This window comes from Chitinophaga sp. 05T412 (genome assembly GCF_056396465.1).
Genome location: NZ_JBFTLN010000017.1, coordinates 118,799 through 136,565, shown reverse-complemented (window position 1 = coordinate 136,565; position 17,767 = coordinate 118,799). Strand labels below are relative to the sequence as shown.

Annotated in this window: 10 protein-coding genes; 3 read left to right on the top strand and 7 right to left on the bottom strand. The window is 46.2% G+C overall.

Annotation, left to right across the window (positions count from 1 at the left end):
- Positions 1-32: 32 nt before the first annotated feature.
- The 5 genes from AC1DFM_RS29610 to AC1DFM_RS29590 form a co-directional block, all read right to left on the bottom strand.
- Positions 33-4,517, bottom strand: coding sequence for a M43 family zinc metalloprotease (locus tag AC1DFM_RS29610; protein ID WP_477080398.1), 4,485 nt, complete (start codon positions 4,515-4,517; stop codon positions 33-35).
- A 31-nt stretch (positions 4,518-4,548) separates the two neighbouring features.
- Positions 4,549-6,078 carry a RagB/SusD family nutrient uptake outer membrane protein gene (locus AC1DFM_RS29605; RefSeq protein ID WP_477080397.1) on the bottom strand — a complete coding sequence of 510 codons (1,530 nt, stop codon included), beginning with the start codon at positions 6,076-6,078 and terminating at the stop codon, positions 4,549-4,551.
- A gap of 29 nt (positions 6,079-6,107) precedes the next feature.
- Positions 6,108-9,533, bottom strand: a complete 3,426-nt coding sequence (locus AC1DFM_RS29600) for a SusC/RagA family TonB-linked outer membrane protein (protein WP_477080396.1) — start codon at positions 9,531-9,533, stop codon at positions 6,108-6,110.
- A gap of 100 nt (positions 9,534-9,633) precedes the next feature.
- A complete protein-coding gene (locus AC1DFM_RS29595) occupies positions 9,634-10,623 on the bottom strand; it encodes a FecR domain-containing protein (RefSeq protein ID WP_477080395.1) in 990 nt (329 codons plus the stop codon).
- Positions 10,624-10,710: 87 nt separating this feature from the next.
- Positions 10,711-11,343 carry an RNA polymerase sigma factor gene (locus AC1DFM_RS29590; protein ID WP_477080394.1) on the bottom strand — a complete coding sequence of 211 codons (633 nt, stop codon included), beginning with the start codon at positions 11,341-11,343 and terminating at the stop codon, positions 10,711-10,713.
- A gap of 245 nt (positions 11,344-11,588) precedes the next feature.
- Here AC1DFM_RS29590 and AC1DFM_RS29585 point away from each other — a divergent pair, with 245 nt between their 5' ends.
- From AC1DFM_RS29585 to AC1DFM_RS29575, 3 genes are all read left to right on the top strand, one after another.
- On the top strand, positions 11,589-13,022 hold the full coding sequence (locus AC1DFM_RS29585) for an amino acid permease (RefSeq protein ID WP_477080393.1): 1,434 nt from the start codon (positions 11,589-11,591) through the stop codon (positions 13,020-13,022).
- Between the two features lie 159 nt (positions 13,023-13,181).
- Positions 13,182-13,916 (top strand): response regulator transcription factor, encoded by a 735-nt coding sequence (locus AC1DFM_RS29580; protein WP_477080392.1) that lies wholly within the window; start codon positions 13,182-13,184, stop codon positions 13,914-13,916.
- 82 nt (positions 13,917-13,998) lie between these two features.
- Positions 13,999-14,904: an NmrA family NAD(P)-binding protein gene (locus tag AC1DFM_RS29575; protein ID WP_477080391.1), complete on the top strand. Its 906-nt coding sequence runs from the start codon at positions 13,999-14,001 to the stop codon at positions 14,902-14,904.
- 217 nt (positions 14,905-15,121) lie between these two features.
- Here AC1DFM_RS29575 and AC1DFM_RS29570 read toward each other — a convergent pair whose 3' ends face one another.
- Both AC1DFM_RS29570 and AC1DFM_RS29565 read right to left on the bottom strand, forming a co-directional pair.
- Positions 15,122-16,537, bottom strand: a complete 1,416-nt coding sequence (locus tag AC1DFM_RS29570) for a cation diffusion facilitator family transporter (protein ID WP_477080390.1) — start codon at positions 16,535-16,537, stop codon at positions 15,122-15,124.
- 82 nt (positions 16,538-16,619) lie between these two features.
- Positions 16,620-17,759 (bottom strand): efflux RND transporter periplasmic adaptor subunit, encoded by a 1,140-nt coding sequence (locus AC1DFM_RS29565; RefSeq protein ID WP_477080389.1) that lies wholly within the window; start codon positions 17,757-17,759, stop codon positions 16,620-16,622.
- Positions 17,760-17,767 lie beyond the last annotated feature (8 nt).

Sequence of the window (17,767 nt, the reverse complement as noted above, 5' to 3'; positions counted from 1 at the left end):
CCGATGCCTTACCGGCAGCCGATACCATTACACTACTGCTTAATGAACCGTTGTGATTCGGTGGATTCACTATTCTGCAGCTTGAGCAGGTATACACCCGGCGCCAGGGAAGATACCGGCCATTCGTGTGTTTCACTGGCGCGACCAGCACTCTGTAATTTGCCCTGCATCATCACCCTGCCTCCCATATCAATTACCTGGAAGTGTACGGCTCCCGGTGCTTTGTTCAGGAAAGTAATGCGCATGGTCTGCGATACCGGGTTAGGGGTGATCATCAAACCAAAGGCGCCTTTGCCAAGTGGTGGCTGTACAGGATCTCCAGGCCCGCCCGGATTTGTACCACTGTCAGTTCCTTTTATGCATATATCTTCCAAAGCATAATAAAAATGATGGGCATTTCTGCGAATACGGAGGTAAATATCCTTGCCATCATAGGCTTTCAGGTTCACGGTACGCGCATTCCATTTGGCAAAGTTGGACTTGTTAGTACTCAATACCGCCACACTATCCCAGGGACCGTTTTCATTTTGCGCAATGAAAATAGTAGTCGCCTTATCATCCGGACGATCCGCCGGCCAGGAAGGGTCCCAGCCCAGGTTGTCGGAGAAATTCAGGGTAGCATCTTTCACACCTTTCAACGACATTTTACCTGAATAGAGGAACAATTCATCCGGACCATTCAACTCATTATTGAAGTTTTCACCAAGGAACAAATAAGGTGAATTATCAGCCGATTTGATAGTCGCCTTTAAGCCGTCTATATCTACATTTTCACTGGTGGTGACTTTCAGCGTGGCGCTGTTGCCAGTAGGAATTTCCTTCTTCCATCCGGCAGGAGCAGCACCGGCTTTCATTTTATCAAAGTTTTCACCTGCTTTACATTCCTTGCCCATACTAGGTTCCGGGTCTGGATCAGGATTGGTAGGACCACCATTTTTGATACAGATATTATCCAGCGCGTAATAGTAATGATGTTCATTTCTGCGGAAGCGGATAAAAATATCTTTACCGTCATACTTACTCAGGTCTACCGTGCGTTCGTTCCAAAGTTTGAATTTAGTATTGGATGTAGTCAGCGCGGTAATACTATCCCAGGGACCTGCTGCGGAAGTAGCTACAAAAATAGCTGTCGCTTTATCTTCCGGACGGGCATCCGGCCAGGAAGCGTCCCAGGCAAGGTTATCCGTAAAGGTGAGTACTGCTTTATTCAAGCCTTTCAGCGACACTTTTCCAGAGATGAGATTAATTTCATCTACCCAATTGAGGTCATCATTGAAGTTTTCACCGAGCATCAGGTAATTGGAATTATCAGCCGATTTGATCGTGGCTTGTTTACCATCAATCGATACATTTTCGCTCTGCGTAATTTTCGCGGTGGCTTTGTTACCGGCAGGAATTTTCACTGTCCATACAGCCGGCTTCTGACCTGCCGTCATTTTATCGAAGTTCTCGCCGGCCTTGCAACCTTCGCCCATGCTGGGTTCCGGATCTGGAGGGATGACACCGCTCTGTACGCAGAAGTCGTCCACGGCGTAGAAATAATGATGTTTATTACGACTGATACGCACGTAAATAGTTTTACCACTAAATTCCGTGAGGTCAATGGTGCGCTCATTCCATTTACCAATATCTGCCTGTGGGGTATTCAATACCGCCATACTTTTCCATGGCCCTGTCAGTGATTCAGATACAAATACCGTAGTGGCTTTATCTTCCGGACGAGGCTCTGGCCAGGTAAGATCCCAGGAAAGATTATCTACAAAGTGTATCACAGGTTTATCGATACCAGTGAGGACCAATTTGGCGGAATAGAGATTTACTTCTACCGCATCATTTTTCTCATCATCATAGTTTTCACCGAGGAACAGGTAAGTGGATTTATCAGCTGCCTGCAGGTAAGCCATGGCAGTAACCAGTCGTACCGTTTCCTGTTTGGTAGCGCGGAATTTTCCGCCTTTCAGCGTAGCAGGTACCAGCTGTGTCCATCCCGGTGTCATGTTATCAGTACCGGTGGTATTGAAGTTTTCACCTGCTTTACAATCGGCGCCCATGCTTGGTTCCGGCTCAGGTTCCACTGTACCGTCCCATTCTTTGATGCACAAATCATCCATGGCATAAAAGAAGTGGTGCTCATTACGACGGATTCTCACATAAATATCTTTCCCGATAAATGCTACCGGTATTTTCATTTTGCGATCATTCCATTTGCCCATCTGGCTTTTGTTGGTACTCGGTGAAGACACCATTTCCCATGGACCAGCAAGCGACGTGGAAACGAATATCGTAGTGGCTTTATCGTCCGGACGGGAGGAAGGCCACGATTTATCCCAGGCGAGGTTGTCTGTGAAATAGATAGCGGGAGCGGTAATGCCGACCAGTGAATACAGCTGGGTATAGACATTTATTTCATCCGACTTATTTTGTTCTGAGTTGAAATTTTCACCTATGAAGAGATAGCTGGTATTATCTTTTGCTTTCAACGTGGCCATAGGTCCATCCAGATCTACCTCTTCAGAGCTGGTGACTTTGGCTGCCGCAGAGTTTCCGGTAGGAATTTGTTTGGTCCAGCCGGCAGGCAGGCTACCAGGTGCGCTGTAGTTAAAGTCCTCTCCCTGTTTGCAGGCCGAAGGATTTTTTTCTACCACCGAAACGGTTTTCGTCAGGGTATTTTCACCGTTCTGATTTTTAACTATCAGGGTAACGTTATAAGTGCCGGCTTTATTAAATACAGCTTCCGCTGAAGCCGTGGCAACGGTGATGGGAGCGCCTTCGCCATTATCGATCGTCCATTTCCAGGAAGTAGGGAAATGAATAGAGAAATCCGAGAAGGTGACTTTGGTATGTGTACCTGCCAGCACTTTATCCACATCCATGATGAAAGCAGCTTGTGGCGGGCATACGTTATCATACGCTGCTCTTACGCCGGTGGCGTCAAGGTTGCTGAGTTGCCAGATAGATTTACGCGCTACATGTTGCATGGCCATTGTAGCCCGATCCATTTGACCGCGGGTAAACATTTTATAGCAACTGGTATTATAATCCATGAAGTTTTCTCCATTGATTTTATGGCCGCATACCGTAGCGTTACAACCTCCGCCAGCTACGTTGGTAGAAGGGGTATCGTCTACGCCGTCGCCGGGACCGCTGCAATTGTTGCCATCAAACGTATGTTTCAGGTTGAGCCAGTGGCCCAGCTCATGTGAGAAAGTAGAATTAAAACTTCTGTTGTTTAGGGAGATGCCACCCATTCCGAGATACCATCCGTTAAATACAATACGCGATGTTTTGGCATCGTTCATCCCTTTATCGGGGTACCAGGCGATGCCGGAATTATTATTATCGTAGTTGTAATCTGTTACAGCAGTGGTCCATCCTACAGGCAATGTGCCTGCGGCAGCAGATTCAAAGCCTTCATTGAATACGCAGCTGGTGGTACCGGAAGCTTTGATACATACGTTATCAATGCCGTAGTAGAAATGATGTTTATTCCGGCGGAAATTCAGATAAATCTGTTTGCCAGCGAAAGCAGACAGGTTCACCTGACGGGGCAGCCATTTATTAAAATCTGATTTAAATGTGCTGATGGTTTGTATTGCTGTCCATGGACCATTCAATGAAGTAGCCGCGAGGATGGTAGTGCCTTTATCTTCCGGTCTGTTCGAAGGATAATCCGGGTCCCAGCTGAGGTTATCAGAGAAAGTCAGCACGGGATTTTGTACGCCTGTCAGGTCTATTTTCGGCGTATATACGTTGAGGGTAACCGGTCCGCCGGAAAAATAGTTTTCGCCCACGTAGAAAAACTGTTGGCTGTTTTCACCAGTGATCACCTGTTTTGTTCCTCCATCTGTTTCCTGTTTGCTTACTTTGAAAGTAGCTTTGGGCATGGGTTTGTTGTTATGCTCCAGGTAGTTCATTACATATACGTTGCAGTATTTGTAGTTATCCCAGGCATATTTGGCCACCGAGTCTTCTGCTTCTTTGGTTACATCTCCAAAAAATCTTCTCTCCGATTGATAGGTAACGCCTTGTGTAGGGCGGCCTTGCGGGTCTTTCGCCGCCAATACGAATTTAATACGCATCCGGCTGGCAATGGGAGCAAAAAGCGGATCGATGGTGTTGATCAGCTTTTTGTTGGTCATGTTAAAATCTTCGTTGGCAATATCGATGGCGGATTGCAGCTGTGATAACGGTACCAGCTGCGCCGCTTCTTCGGGAGAGCTGCCATAAAACACGTGAAACACCACGGGTATCACATACAGTTGCATCCCGCAGGTATCGTCTGTAGGACCATGGACAGCGCTTTTACGGGCCATGCTGGTCACTACTTCCCGTTGCACCTTTTGCAGGTATTTTTCGTAGGTCTGCATCCGTGCTCTTGCAGAAGGATGCAGCTTATAATAGGCTTCCATGGCTTGTTCCGTGCCACAGACCGGACTTTGTGCGTAGCCGGTTTGGCTGATACAGAGCACAAAACATATCAGCAGGGCTGCAAGCAGCCTGTTAAACAGATTCGTCATGATAAATGCTTTAGTTGATAAAATGCAACAGCTATTTAATTTCCCCGTTATTATCCACTTCACTTTTCGGCAAAGGGTAATAGGCTCTTTCGGGCGCATAAGTGCGGTCGGCTTCTTTCATATTAGTTTCCAGCAGTCCCCATCTGCGTAAATCATAATAGCGGCTGCTTTCCAGGGTAAGCTCCATCACCCTTTCGTGCATGAGTTGCTGGAATACCGCTTCTTTGGTATTGACGGTGATAGCGGGCATACCGGCGCGTTTTCTCACTTCGTTGATCAGTGGAATAGCAGCATCAGTACGACCAGTAGCATTGAGCGCTTCTGCATACAACAGCAACGCATCGGCATAACGCATCAGTGGTATATTGATATCATTGGCCTGTTGCATACGGGAAATATCTACCGGCGTCCATTTACGGAAGGCGACCGCATTTAAATTGGCGCCAAACCAGGATTTGAAGGTTTTACCATATACCCGTAATGCCTGTTCATCATTGAAGTATGGATCATTAAAAAATACGGTCGCGTATATACGTTTATCGTAGTTACCATCTGCGGCAATTTTTCCTTCTTTCGTCATTTCCGTCACCAGGCGTGGCGTGCCATATATTTCCCCGTATCCATTCAGTTCACTGGCGCCGATCCAGGCGTTGAGCGCAAATTTGTACCAGGCGCCATTGCTTTCGTCCGCCGACAGCTGCAGTTCAAAAATGGATTCCTTACAGTTTTTGTTGGTGCCGTTAAACATGCTGCCATAGTTGGCTTCCAGGCTGTATTCATTGGAATTTTTCACAGCGCTGAACCACTCTGCTGCTGCTTTGTAGTAGTCGTTTGCCTGGTCTTTATATTCACCCGCCATGTACATGTATACTTTTCCCAGATAAGCCTGTGCAGCGCCTTTGGTGGCGCGGCCCATTTCTGTATTAGGGCGTTTAGAGCGCAAAGGCAGGTTAGCTTMCGCTGCTTTCAGATCGGCCAGGATGAAATCCCAGATGGCTTTTTTATCGGACAGCACATGTCCAATTTCAAGGTCACTTTTAGGCATTTTGTCGCGCAGCACCATTTTCTCAAAGTTTTTGGCAAGACTGAAATAATAGTAAGCCCTTAAAAACTGCGCTTCCCCCACGATCATTTTTCTACTGGGTGCATCTATCTTGCTATCGGGCATGGCGCCCACCCGTTCAATGACTTGATTGGCGAAGCTAATGCCGCGGTAATTATCTGCCCATAATAATTCTACGGCATAACTCCCAGGCGTAAACGTAAAGTAATAATGCTCCAGCCACCAGGGATATCCATCGGCATCTGCACCGGGTATTACAAAGTCTTCCCGGTAATATTCCCTGGCTGAACGCGCTTCAATAAAGTTATTCCAGTCGATAGCGCTTTCCAGTTGTCCGTAAGTAGAAGCCAGTCCGGACAACGCATCACTTTTATTGCGCCAGAACCGGTCTGTGGTCAATTGATCAGGCGATTGCTGATCCAGAAAATTCTTCTCGCAGGCGGAGAAAGCAAGCATCGCCGGCAACAAGAAGCGCAATAATATTTTTGAATGGTTCATACCGTCACTTTTAAATTTGTAAAAATGGATCAGAAGGAAAGTTGTACACCTGCCATCACTGTTTTGGTTTGTGGATACAATACTCTATCCACACCAATGCTGGTAACACCGGTTCTTCCCACTTCCGGGTCCAGGCCGCTGTATTTGGTAAACGTGAGCAGGTTTTGCCCGCTGGCGTATATTCTCAGCTTGTTACATTTGATTCTTTGCGTGAGAGATAACGGTAACGTATACCCCAGTTGCAGGGTTTTCAGTCGCAGGTAGTCGCCACTTTCCAGGAAGCGTACAGATTCTCTGTTGTTACCGTTTAAGTCGCGCAATACGGCGCGGGGCATCTCACTGTTGCTGTTATCCGGTGTCCAGGCGTTGAGTGTTGTGGCCAGAAAATTGCGGCCGGCTTCCATGCCTTCCATTTCAAAACGGTTACCATTGTATATTTTGTTGCCACCAGCACCCTGGAAGAAAATAGAGAGGTCTATATTTCTGTACCCGAGATTAATATTCAGGCTGTATTCATATTTGGGCATACCGGTGCCGGAATATATTTTATCGTTGGGGTCCAGCTTGCCGTCGCCGTTGGTATCAATAAATCTTACATCACCGGGTTTGGCATCGCGTTGCATGCTGTTATGGGCTTTGTTCCATTCAGCCACTTCTTCGGCCGTTTTAAAAATACCGGCGGTCTGATAAAGGTAGAAGGCGCCTATTTCGCTGCCTACGCGGGTTTGTGTAGGAATATGATCTCCAAATTTCAAACCAGCGCCTTGTATGATCTGGCCATTGTTAGCCAGTGATATCACTTTATTTTTTAGGGTACTGAAAGTACCGGAAACATCGTAGGTTAATCCGCGGTATTTATTGCTGTAGTTAAGTTCCAGCTCCATGCCTTTGTTGGAAATTTCGCCTACGTTCATGATAGGGTCTACCAGACCAGCGGAAGAAGGCATTCTTTTTAATACCAGCAAGTCGGTAGTGCGATTCTGGTAGTAGTTGAGGCTACCGGATAAGGCATTATTCATCAGGCCGAAGTCGATCCCGATATTCGAAGAGTTCACGGTTTCCCATCTGAGTCTTCTGTTTTCCAGGCCGCGGGCAATAGAGCCCTGCCAGGGCGTACCTGCGGTGCCTTGTACATATCCTTGTCCGTATATATTACCGCTGGAAATGAGGGGCAATGCATCGTAATATCCTAATACTACTTCGTTACCGAGTTTACCGGTAGTAGCACGCAGTTTCAGGTTGCTCAGCCAGCCGATAGATTTCATGAAGGGTTCTTCTGTTATTCTCCAGCCCAGGGCCATGGAAGGAAAGGTACCATAGCGGCTGTCGGGGCCGAATTTGGAAGAGCCATCTTTCCGCACAGTTAATTGTAACAGGTATTTATCTGCGTAGCTATAGTTTATTCTTCCGAGCACAGAATTGCGGTTGTAAATATATCCGGAGCCGTCCGCTACGTAAGTACCGCCGTTGCCACCACGGATGGTTTTAAAGCGGGGGTCCAGGAATCCCGCAGGCACATCTGTAGTAACGATGTTGCCATTTTCATCTATGGACTGTACGCCGGTTTTACCGGTAACAGAAGCATTCAGGTTGTCGTAGGTTTGGGAAGAAGCGGTATAGCCACCCAGCAACCTAATGGCATGTTTATTCAGTTTGAACTGATACGCCAATAAATTTTCCATCAGTTTTTCTTCCCAGTTGCTACGTTGATTATATACATAAGGGTAAAGTACTTCTGGTTCATTCGCGTTGGTTTTATTAGGTGGATTGTAGGCGTAATCAAATTCGTGTGACGAGGTATAACCCAGGTTCAAGGTATATTTCAGCCCTTTCGCCAGATCAATGCTCACGCGGCCGTTGCTGACAAAATACTGGGTTCTGTTATAGCTGCTGTAAAAGTTTGCCGCTGCCATCGGGTTCTGAAACTTAGGCAGGCCGTCTTTTTCGAGCGCATAGCCATATTTCTCTGCCGGATCAAATACCGGTAATAAAGGCGATTGATAATACGCATCTTTGAGATTGATATTAGAAGCGGCGCTGCGGGTGTTGGCGTAAAATACGTTCACGTCTACATCCAGGATGCCCTTCTTTACTTCCACGCGGGAGCGCAGTGCTTTTTTGTTGAAGTCGGAGCCGATGATGGTACCGGCTTCGTCGGTGAGGTTACCAGACAGGCTAAAGGTGACTACTTCTCCCCCGCCGCGGATACCCAATGCATAATTGCGATTGGTGCCTTTCTGCGCTACTTCGTCTTGCCAGTTGGTGTTCCAGGTGGGGCCGTTATCATCTTTCAAATAGGCGGGCAGGTCTGTTCTGCCAGCGTTCTGGTACATTTGCTTATGTACTTTTTTATAGCCGACGGCATCAAGGAGCTGGTATTTTTTAGTAGGCGTTACTTTGCCGGAGTACATGGAGAAGTCGAATGCTGCCACGCCTTTTTTTCCGGTTTTAGTGGTGATAAGGATCACGCCGTTGGCCGCACGGGAACCGTATATAGCGGCAGCAGCAGCATCTTTCAGCACTTCCATGGAAGTGATATCGTCGCTATTTAAAAAGTAAGGATCACCGGAAACGCCGTCGATGATAAACAGGGGTTGGTGATTACCCATGGTACCGAGGCCGCGGATTCTGATGTCGGCCATGGAGCCGGGGGCGCCACCGGTGCGGCTAACAGTAAGACCGGCAATCTTACCCTGCAGCGCGTCGATGGGGTTAGTAGTGGCCATTTTACTCAGTGATTCACCTTTTACGGAGCTGATGGCGCCGGTTACATCAGATTTTTTCTGTGTGCCGTAGCCGATAACTACCTGTTGATTTAAGCTGGTGATGGATTCGTTCATGCTGATATCCAGGCGTGCTTTGCCGGTTACCGCTACTTCCTGCGTGTTGTATCCCACAAAAGAAATCACCAGTATTTCGCCGGCGGCCACGGAAATACTGAATTCTCCGTTGGCATTGGTAAGCGTGCCCTGTGCGGTACCTTTTACGCGGATATTTACACCGGGTAAAGGAATGCCGCCGGTGCCGGTAACAGTACCTTTTACCACTTCTTTATCCAGCGTAGGCGTGGTAGTAATAGTGAGTGGCGGAGCCGCGGGTGTGATGAGGATATTAATTCCTTCCTGCAGGAAGTTTAAATGTGCAGGTGTCAGTATTTCTTTTAAAATAGCTTCCACACTTTTATTTCTGGCGTCTACCGTAATTTTTCGTGTAGCCCTTTCATTTAGGGTGACAGAATTATACACGAAGCGGAAAACGGTTTTCTGCTCAATGCTGGTCAACACTTTCGCCAGTGATTGCTGACTGGCAGCGATAGATATTTTCACCTTGCCAATTTGCTGCATATCCGTGTCTGCGCGCAAAGTAGCGGCGTTGGCCAGCAGCAGGCAAATGGTGGTTAAAAAATACCGGCCCCATAGGTGCGGGGAGCCGATTGTTTCCCTTACTTTTTTCATAACGTTAATTTTTCTGCGTGGTTAGCATCACATAATAGGATAGCAGGACACACGATGTTATCCGTGTATCAGACTCCTTATTGATGTAAAGTGGGTGGCTTTAGTTACAGCCTTTGCCTTTGATAATAATTTTGTTGGCACCAGCTATCAGCTGACAGTTGGAATGATTGATTCTACATAACAGATTTAATACTTTTGGCAGATCGGTATCGGGCGCAAAGCTGGCGGTAAAGCGACAGCGGGCTAGTCCCGGGTCCTGGATTTCAATAGTTGTATCATATTTTCGCTGCAGCTGCGATACAATTTCCTGGAATGATTGTTCTTTAAACACCAGCCAGCCTTCTTTCCAGCTACTGCTGGCAGTGGCATCTGTTTTCTGTTGTAATACAGCGCCGGTAGCCCGGTTATAGGTCACCTGCTGATCCCTTGTTACAATACCGATGGTGGCGTTTGCCTTTGCTACCTGCACTTTTCCCTGTACCACGGTCACTACCAGCGTTTCATTGCCCGCGTAGTTATTCACATTAAAGGCAGTGCCCAGCACTTGCGTAGCTACTTCGCCGCTGTGAACAGTGAAGGAACGGCTGGTTTCCTGTTTAATATCGAAGAAGGCTTCGCCTTCCAGATATACTTCCCGTTTTTGCGGGGTAAAGTTTTCGGCAAACTTTATTTTGCTGTCGGCGTTGAGCCATACCTTACTGCTGTCTGGCAGCATCACTTCCCGGGTTTGTCCACGCGGGGTGGTGATAGTAGTATATAATATATTTTGGGAAGACAGCGGTGCTTTGTGCATCCACTTATACGTACCCAAACAGATGCCCACCAATACTGCAGCAGCTGCCGCCACCTGGCGGAAGGAGGGCATGCGCCGCACGCGGTGAGGTGATGTGGCGGGTGCAATTTCCTGATTGATGGCCGCTAACAATTCTCCTTTCAGCGCCTGCTGTTCGCTTTCGTTCAGCAGGTCAGAAAGTTTAGTACGTTGATCGAAGGTGGCGTACCAGGCTTCCAGTTCCTGTAATTCCGCATCTGTACAAKCGTTGGCCTGAAATTTCTCTATTAGTATAATGATCCTTTCGGGCTGTTGCATAATGGTTGTTTATAACGCCTGCTATATATAAGTCACCTGAAGGAAGGGTTACCGCCATCCGGTTTTATATTTTTTTAAAATATTTTTTTAGAGAAAATAAATCAGAAAAGGAAGGAGACAATCCACATAATAATTACCCATATGTGCGCGAAGGATGCGCAATGCTTTACCGATGTGCTTTTCCACGGTATTCACGGAAGTGCCCATTTTGAGTGCAATAGATTTATAGGATAAATTTTCCACGCGGCTCAGCAGAAATGCTTCCCGGCATTTCTCAGGGAGCAGGCGCATGGCGTCTCTCAGGGTTTTCTCCAATTCTTTTTCCATCACCGGGCCCGCCGGGGAGGCCGCTGTGACGGCGTGGCGTAGGCCTTCTGCCTGGAGTTGTTGCAATTTCGTTTCCTGGAGCATGGTGCTACGTAACTGGTTCAGCACTTGATATTTCAGGGCGCTGAATAAATAATGCCGGGGCACAATGATATCGGGTATATCGGCCCTGCGGGTGTACAGATTCACAAAGATGCTTTGCACCAGGTCTTTGGCGGCATCTCTGGACTGCAGGCGCTGAAAGGCATGATCTAATAAGGGCAGCCAGTATTTTTCGTACAGGCATTCAAACGCCTTCTGGTCGCCGCTTTTCAACAGCTGCCATAGTTCCAGGTCAGAATAGTGTTGATATGTTGGATACTGTGAAATAAAAAAACATTTTGGTTGGCGCACGCATGGGTGGCTATTACTACATACAGCAATTGGTACAGGACTCCGCGATAATCGTTTAAAACTACAACAATTAAAATACAGTACAGACAGAATATTAACTGATACCTTGCAGAAATTACCCTTCCGGATGGCTTTATGGGCTCAAATATTCATGTATATGGGGCTGGCATCCCATATTTGAAACAAATATGTTTATCTTTTTGCGGAAATTAACTCAATTTGCAATCTTATCCAGCGCATTTACATTGAAAGCAACCGACACTAAACCAGCCGCGCAGCAACTGCGGAGAGGACTACAGAACAGGCATATTCAACTGATTGCCCTTGGGGGCGCCATTGGTACAGGCTTATTTCTGGGCATTGGCCCGGCAGCCGTACTGGCGGGACCCTCTGTTATTTTAGGTTATGCCTTTGCAGGCATCATCGCCTTTTTCATTATGCGACAGCTGGGAGAAATGGTGGTGGAAGAACCGGTATCCGGCAGCTTCAGCCATTTTGCCTATCAGTACTGGGGCAGCTTTGCGGGCTTCTCATCCGGATGGAACTACTGGGTATTATATATTCTGGTGAGTATGTCCGAATTAACAGCTATTGGTGTGTATGTACATTTCTGGTGGCCGGAAATTCCATTATGGTCCTCCAGTTTGTTCTTTTTCATTGCTATTAATGCGCTCAACCTAAGCTCTGTTAAAGTATACGGAGAAGCGGAGTTCTGGTTCTCCATTGTAAAAGTAGCGGCTATTGTAGCTATGATTTGTTTCGGCACATACCTGCTCATCAGCGGTAGTGGCGGATCTCAGGCCAGCATACAAAACCTGTGGAACGATGATGGCTTTTTCCCGAAAGGGTTATTACAATCAGACGGGAAAGGAGGCTATCAGGGATTATTTGCGGCCATTGCCATGATCATGTTCTCGTTCGGGGGACTGGAGCTGATCGGGATTACGGCAGCAGAAGCGGACAACCCGGAGAAAACAATTCCGAAAGCTACGAACCAGGTGATTTATCGTATCCTGATTTTTTATGTAGGCGCGTTGATTATCCTGTTTGCCTTATCTCCCTGGAGAAGTATTACCACAGATAGTAGTCCTTTTGTAACGGTATTTGAAAGCTTAAAAGGCTTCCAGTTCACGCTTTTCGGCCATACGGTGTATTTCACCAGTCTGATTGCCAATGTATTGAACCTGATTGTACTCACCGCCGCGTTATCTGTTTACAACAGCTGTGTGTATAGCAATAGCCGGATGCTCTTTGGCCTGGCTGAACAGGGGAATGCGCCTAAGTTCCTGTCTTCCTTAAACAAAAATCATGTACCGGTAAAAGCAATACTGGTTTCCGGTGGCTTTGCTGCCGTATGTATTGTAATCAATAAGTTGATTCCGGAAAAAGCGCTGGAACTGTTGATGTCGCTGGTGGTATCCTGTTTGATCATCAACTGGATTATGATCACGGTGGTACACTTCCGTTTCAAACGCACGAAGCGGGAAGCACAGATCCAAACGAAGTTTCCTTCTTTCTTATACCCGGTATCTAATTATATCTGTCTGGTGTTCCTGGTGGGTATATTAACACTGATGTGCATTACCGGCATGTGGGTACCGGTAGCGATGATTCCGGTGTGGGTAGTCGTTTTGTTTATCTGTTATCAGTTGGTAAGAAGAAGTAAAGCGCAGGCATAGACCATTGCTATAGTGCATAAAAATGCGGTATCATTTGTTAATGATACCGCATTTTTTATGTGATCATTATAAATAAGTTATGGTAATATTACCATTCATATTATCCGTCTTATGCAATCTCCTGCCAATAAAGAGCTATCTGAGGTTTATTTTAACTTAATGAATCAGCAACAGTTTAATGAAGAAACACTTGATTATTCAATGCTCGATAATCATATCCGTGTGCTTCAGCAAATGGCCGATATTGGTAATAGCGGGATAAGTATTTTTGATAAATTCAAACAGGAGCATGTTTTTTATTCCTCCAATTTCAGCGGGTTACTAGGCTATGATAATAAAGTGATTAAAAATATCCGTCCGAATTTTTTAGATGATAAGATACACCCGGATGATATTTCCGGGCTGATAAAAAATGGCCTGTCGTTACTAAAACTGTTCCTGCTTTTTTCCCCGGAAGAAAGGGCTGGCTATAAATTCATCAATGAGTACCGCGTGCTGCACGCAGATAATTATTATGTCAGGGTAATTGAGCAGAATCAGATACTGGCTTTTGACGACAAAGGCAATATGTGGCTTTCCCTGAGTATTGTAGATATCTCACCTGATCAGGATCTGAATGAAGGATTAAAGAGTCAGTTATTTAATTTCAAAACAGGAAAATTTGTACGGATTCMACATGAGCACAACTCCGTACGGATAACCGCTTCATTAACTCCCAGAGAATCACAGGTATTACAACTGGTAAAAAGTGGGTTGCTAAGTAAAGAAATTTCCAATAAACTCTCTATCAGTCTTCATACCGTAAACACACACCGGCAGCGAATTTTAGAAAAACTTGGGGCTGCCAACTCGATGGAAGCCATTGCCTTTGCCTCGAATCTTGGTTTAATTTAACATGCCTCCGGATATACTGATATATCAGTATTGTCTGTATTTCTCTTTAATAAGACATTTGTCATGTCAAAATTTAAAAGACATGAACACAGCACTCACAGCACCTACCGATCATGATATTATCACAGTATTTGGCGCCACCGGAAAAACGGGCATCCCGTTATTACAAACACTTTCCCGGAAAGGGATGCGTAGCCGGGCAGTAACACGGGATTTAAACAATATTACTTCCTTACCTTATGTGGACTGGGTAGAGGGCGACCTATCGAATACCACAAGGATTTACGACCTGGTGGCCGGCAGTACACGTATCTTCCTCAATACTTCGTTTTCGCCTAAAATGGCCGAAATGCAGGAGCAGGTTATCGAAGCGGCAAAGAAAGCAGGCGTACAACATATTATTAAGCTATCCTATGGAATTATTTCAGCAGAAGTATTACAAACGGTTAATTCTATTACACACACGCAACACAAGCAGATAGAACAAACACTTATTCAGTCAGGCATTCCTTATACCATACTCAGAGCATCCGGATTTATGCAAAACTGGTTAACTGAATTCCCTGGCACCATTCGGCAGGAAAGGAAAATTTACGCAGCTACCGGAGCAGGCAAAATGCCTTATATCGATACCAGAGACATCGCGGAAGTGGCTGCCATTGCGTTCAGCCACTCACCGGAAATACATGGTCACAACATCTACGAGCTGACGGGCAATGAACCAGTTAGTTTTTTCCAGGTAGCAGATGCTATTGGACAGCGTATAGGCGAACCAGTTACTTATATCGCAGAATCAACCCAGGAAACCAGGGAAAGGCTGTCGAAAAAAGGCTATCCTGAATGGGCCATTCATATGCTCCTCTGCTTTGCCCAAAGCCAAAGGGATGGAAAAGAAACTTATACCACCAACACCGTGGAGGAGCTTTTAAACAGACCAGCCACTGATATTTACACCTTTGCCAGGGATTACGCCAACTGGTTTAAATAGTAGCCTGCTCTCCGGCAAAAAAATCAAAAGACGTCTCCTAAACAAGAGGCGTCTTTTTCATGTCCTTTTATTTATATTTATGAGATAATAATGCTGTAGCATTCTGAAACCTATACCAACAACCTATAAGCTTATTTAATCTTTTACGCAAAAAAGAAACCGCCGAAACCCATCATGCTGCTACGCTGCATTTTCTATGTCAGGAAACGGACACCCCTTACACCATCGGCTCAGGATCTATATGCACGCGGATAATATCCGGTATTTCCTCTTTCAGTGCACGTTCCAGATCGTACATGATAGTATGCGTATATGCGAGGGAGGTATCACCCGCCAGGTAAATAATCAGGGTCACCACCAGGCCTTCGTCTGTTTGTAATACTTCGTCGATCTTCACATTGGGCCAGGCCGTTAATTTAGTCAACGCCACGTTGACACGTTCAAAAGCGGCTGCCTGTCGACGGGCGGCTTTAGGCATTTCATTTCTGGGCTCAATATGCACCGCTACTTTTACAGGACGTGGAAACTCCTGTATCAGCGCAGATTCCAGTAGTTCCGATTTTCTGTGTGCTTCCTGTAAGGTCACTTCTTCCGATACTTCCAGGTCCAGTTCTATTCTCATTTCCTCTCCTACCAGGTAGAGGTTCAGGTTATGAATACGCAGGTCCAGCCGGGCTGCCACGGATCTTACGGTAATGCTGTAAGGCTCGTCAGTAGTATGAATGGGCTCCGCGTGTACAATCACCACGGCTTCCGGGTCCAGCTCTTCTTTGATGGCATGTTCTATAGTTTCGGTGAGCTCATGAGCTTTTTCAAATGTTAAGCTTCTGAGTGTGCCTACAATTGCTTCCACATATGGTTTGTTACCTACAAAGCGGGGTTTGATGGTAACGGCGCCGGGCACAACGCCGGGAATACGCTCCACCCGTTGTTGCAGGCGGGGCTGCAGATCTTCAGGAACGTCATCCATCAGAGAGCGGATGGCCTGTGAACCAACACTCCACACGGATTTAAATGCAATGGCTACTACGCCCAGTGCCGCAATGGCATCTGCACGTTCTACCAGCCAAACAGGTAATGGCAGGTATCTTGCTAAAAAAATAAATAACAGTCCTATCAATATGGCGATAGATCCCAGCATATCATTTCCAAAATGCTCCGCGTCGGAGGCCAGTGCCTGGCTTTGATACAGCTGGGCTGCTTTCTTTAATGTACGGACCCGCATAAAGTCCACCACAATACTAATAATGATAATAGCAAACGACCAGATGGTCACTTCCGGGGCGCCGGGCTCCCATATAATTTTTACGATGGCATGGTAGCCTATAATGAGTGCGGTGGCGCCGAGTAATATCATGCCCGCAAGTGCGCCCAACGACTCTGCTCTTTCATGTCCGTAAGGATGATTGGCATCCGGTGGTTTGGCAGCTACCCGCACAGCCACAAAGGTGACCAGCGTCGAGAGCAGGTCCAGCAGGGAATGTATCCCTTCTGCAATCAGGCCAAGGCTGCCAGTGAGAATGCCAATGATAAATTTGAGCGCCGCAAGGCTGCCACTGGCAATGACTGAAATAGTAGTAATCTTACTTTTACTTTCTACGTTAGTCACTTCGGGGACTACTATATTTGCCATAATGCTGATTAAAAAGCGAATGTATGCGTAAATAGCCTGGTATACCAAAAAAATATACCAGGCCTGTCTTTCTATTATCTTATCAACCTTCTTCTGCGCCGTTCTTCATTTTCATCAACAACGTATAGGCATTCCGGGTAACAATGGGTTGCTCACCAATATTACTTTTAATTTCGGTATAGCCGCCATTGCTGGTACCAATTTCTACGGGTGTCATTATAAATTTATTACTTCCTGCGGATACAAAAATATAATGTTTATTTTCCCACTTAACAACGGCATCATCCGGCACCGCCGTAACATTGGCATTCTGCAATTCAATCTCTGCATTCATGAACATACCGGGGAGTAAACGCTTATCATATTTTTCAAAATGACAATGTACTTCTCCGGAGCGGTTCTCATCCACGTTCCGGGTAATCAGGTGTATTTTGGCGGCATATTGTTCGCCTCCATTGTTGGTAAAACACTTTACCTGCTGCCCAGGTTCCAGGCTGCCCAGGTCTTTTTCAAACACGGTTAAACTCAGGTGTATATCTGCCGGATTAATCAACTCAAACAACACATCTGTTGGGTTCACATATTTACCGGTATTCACATTTACTTTGGCTACATAACCACTAATCGGCGCATACACGGCGATGCTCCGGGTAATGGTTTCCTCGGTTAATTTGTCGGTATTGATATTAATCAGCTGCAGTCTTTGCTTCAGGGAGCTGACCATTATTTTCTGTCCTTCAAATTCGCTTCTCACCTGCTGAAAAACTTTGTCGCTGTTTGCCTTGGATTCATTCAGTTCCTTCTGACGGATAAAGTCGGCCTCCAGATAGCGCAATTTGCTTTTAGCCATTAAATAATCCTGTTGCAGCTGAATGTATTGCGGATCTTCCAATACAGCCAATACCTGTCCTTTGGCGACCTGCATACCGGGCAGCAGCTGCATACTTTTTAAGTAGCCGCCTAGTGGTACGCTCACGGATACAATGTTCTGCGGCGGCACATCCACTACGCCATTTACACGTAAAACGCTATGCATATCTTTCCKGGAAGGTGCGTTGATGGCTATTCCAGCCGTTTTCATCTGCTCCGGTGTTAATGCCACTTCATTGGTTACAGTGGCGGCTGTCGTTTTTGTTTCCGCAACTTTTTGCGGCGCTTTATTTTCCTGGCAGGCGGTGGATAAAATACCCACGCTATATATGATGAATGTTATATTTTTCATGAAACTGA

Coding starts and splice junctions, on each gene's coding strand:
- AC1DFM_RS29610 (WP_477080398.1), bottom strand. CDS start 4,517: ATGACGAATCTGTTTAACAGGCTGCTTGCAGCCCTGCTGATATGTTTT.
- AC1DFM_RS29600 (WP_477080396.1), bottom strand. CDS start 9,533: ATGAAAAAAGTAAGGGAAACAATCGGCTCCCCGCACCTATGGGGCCGG.
- AC1DFM_RS29575 (WP_477080391.1), top strand. CDS start 13,999: ATGAACACAGCACTCACAGCACCTACCGATCATGATATTATCACAGTA.
- AC1DFM_RS29570 (WP_477080390.1), bottom strand. CDS start 16,537: ATGGCAAATATAGTAGTCCCCGAAGTGACTAACGTAGAAAGTAAAAGT.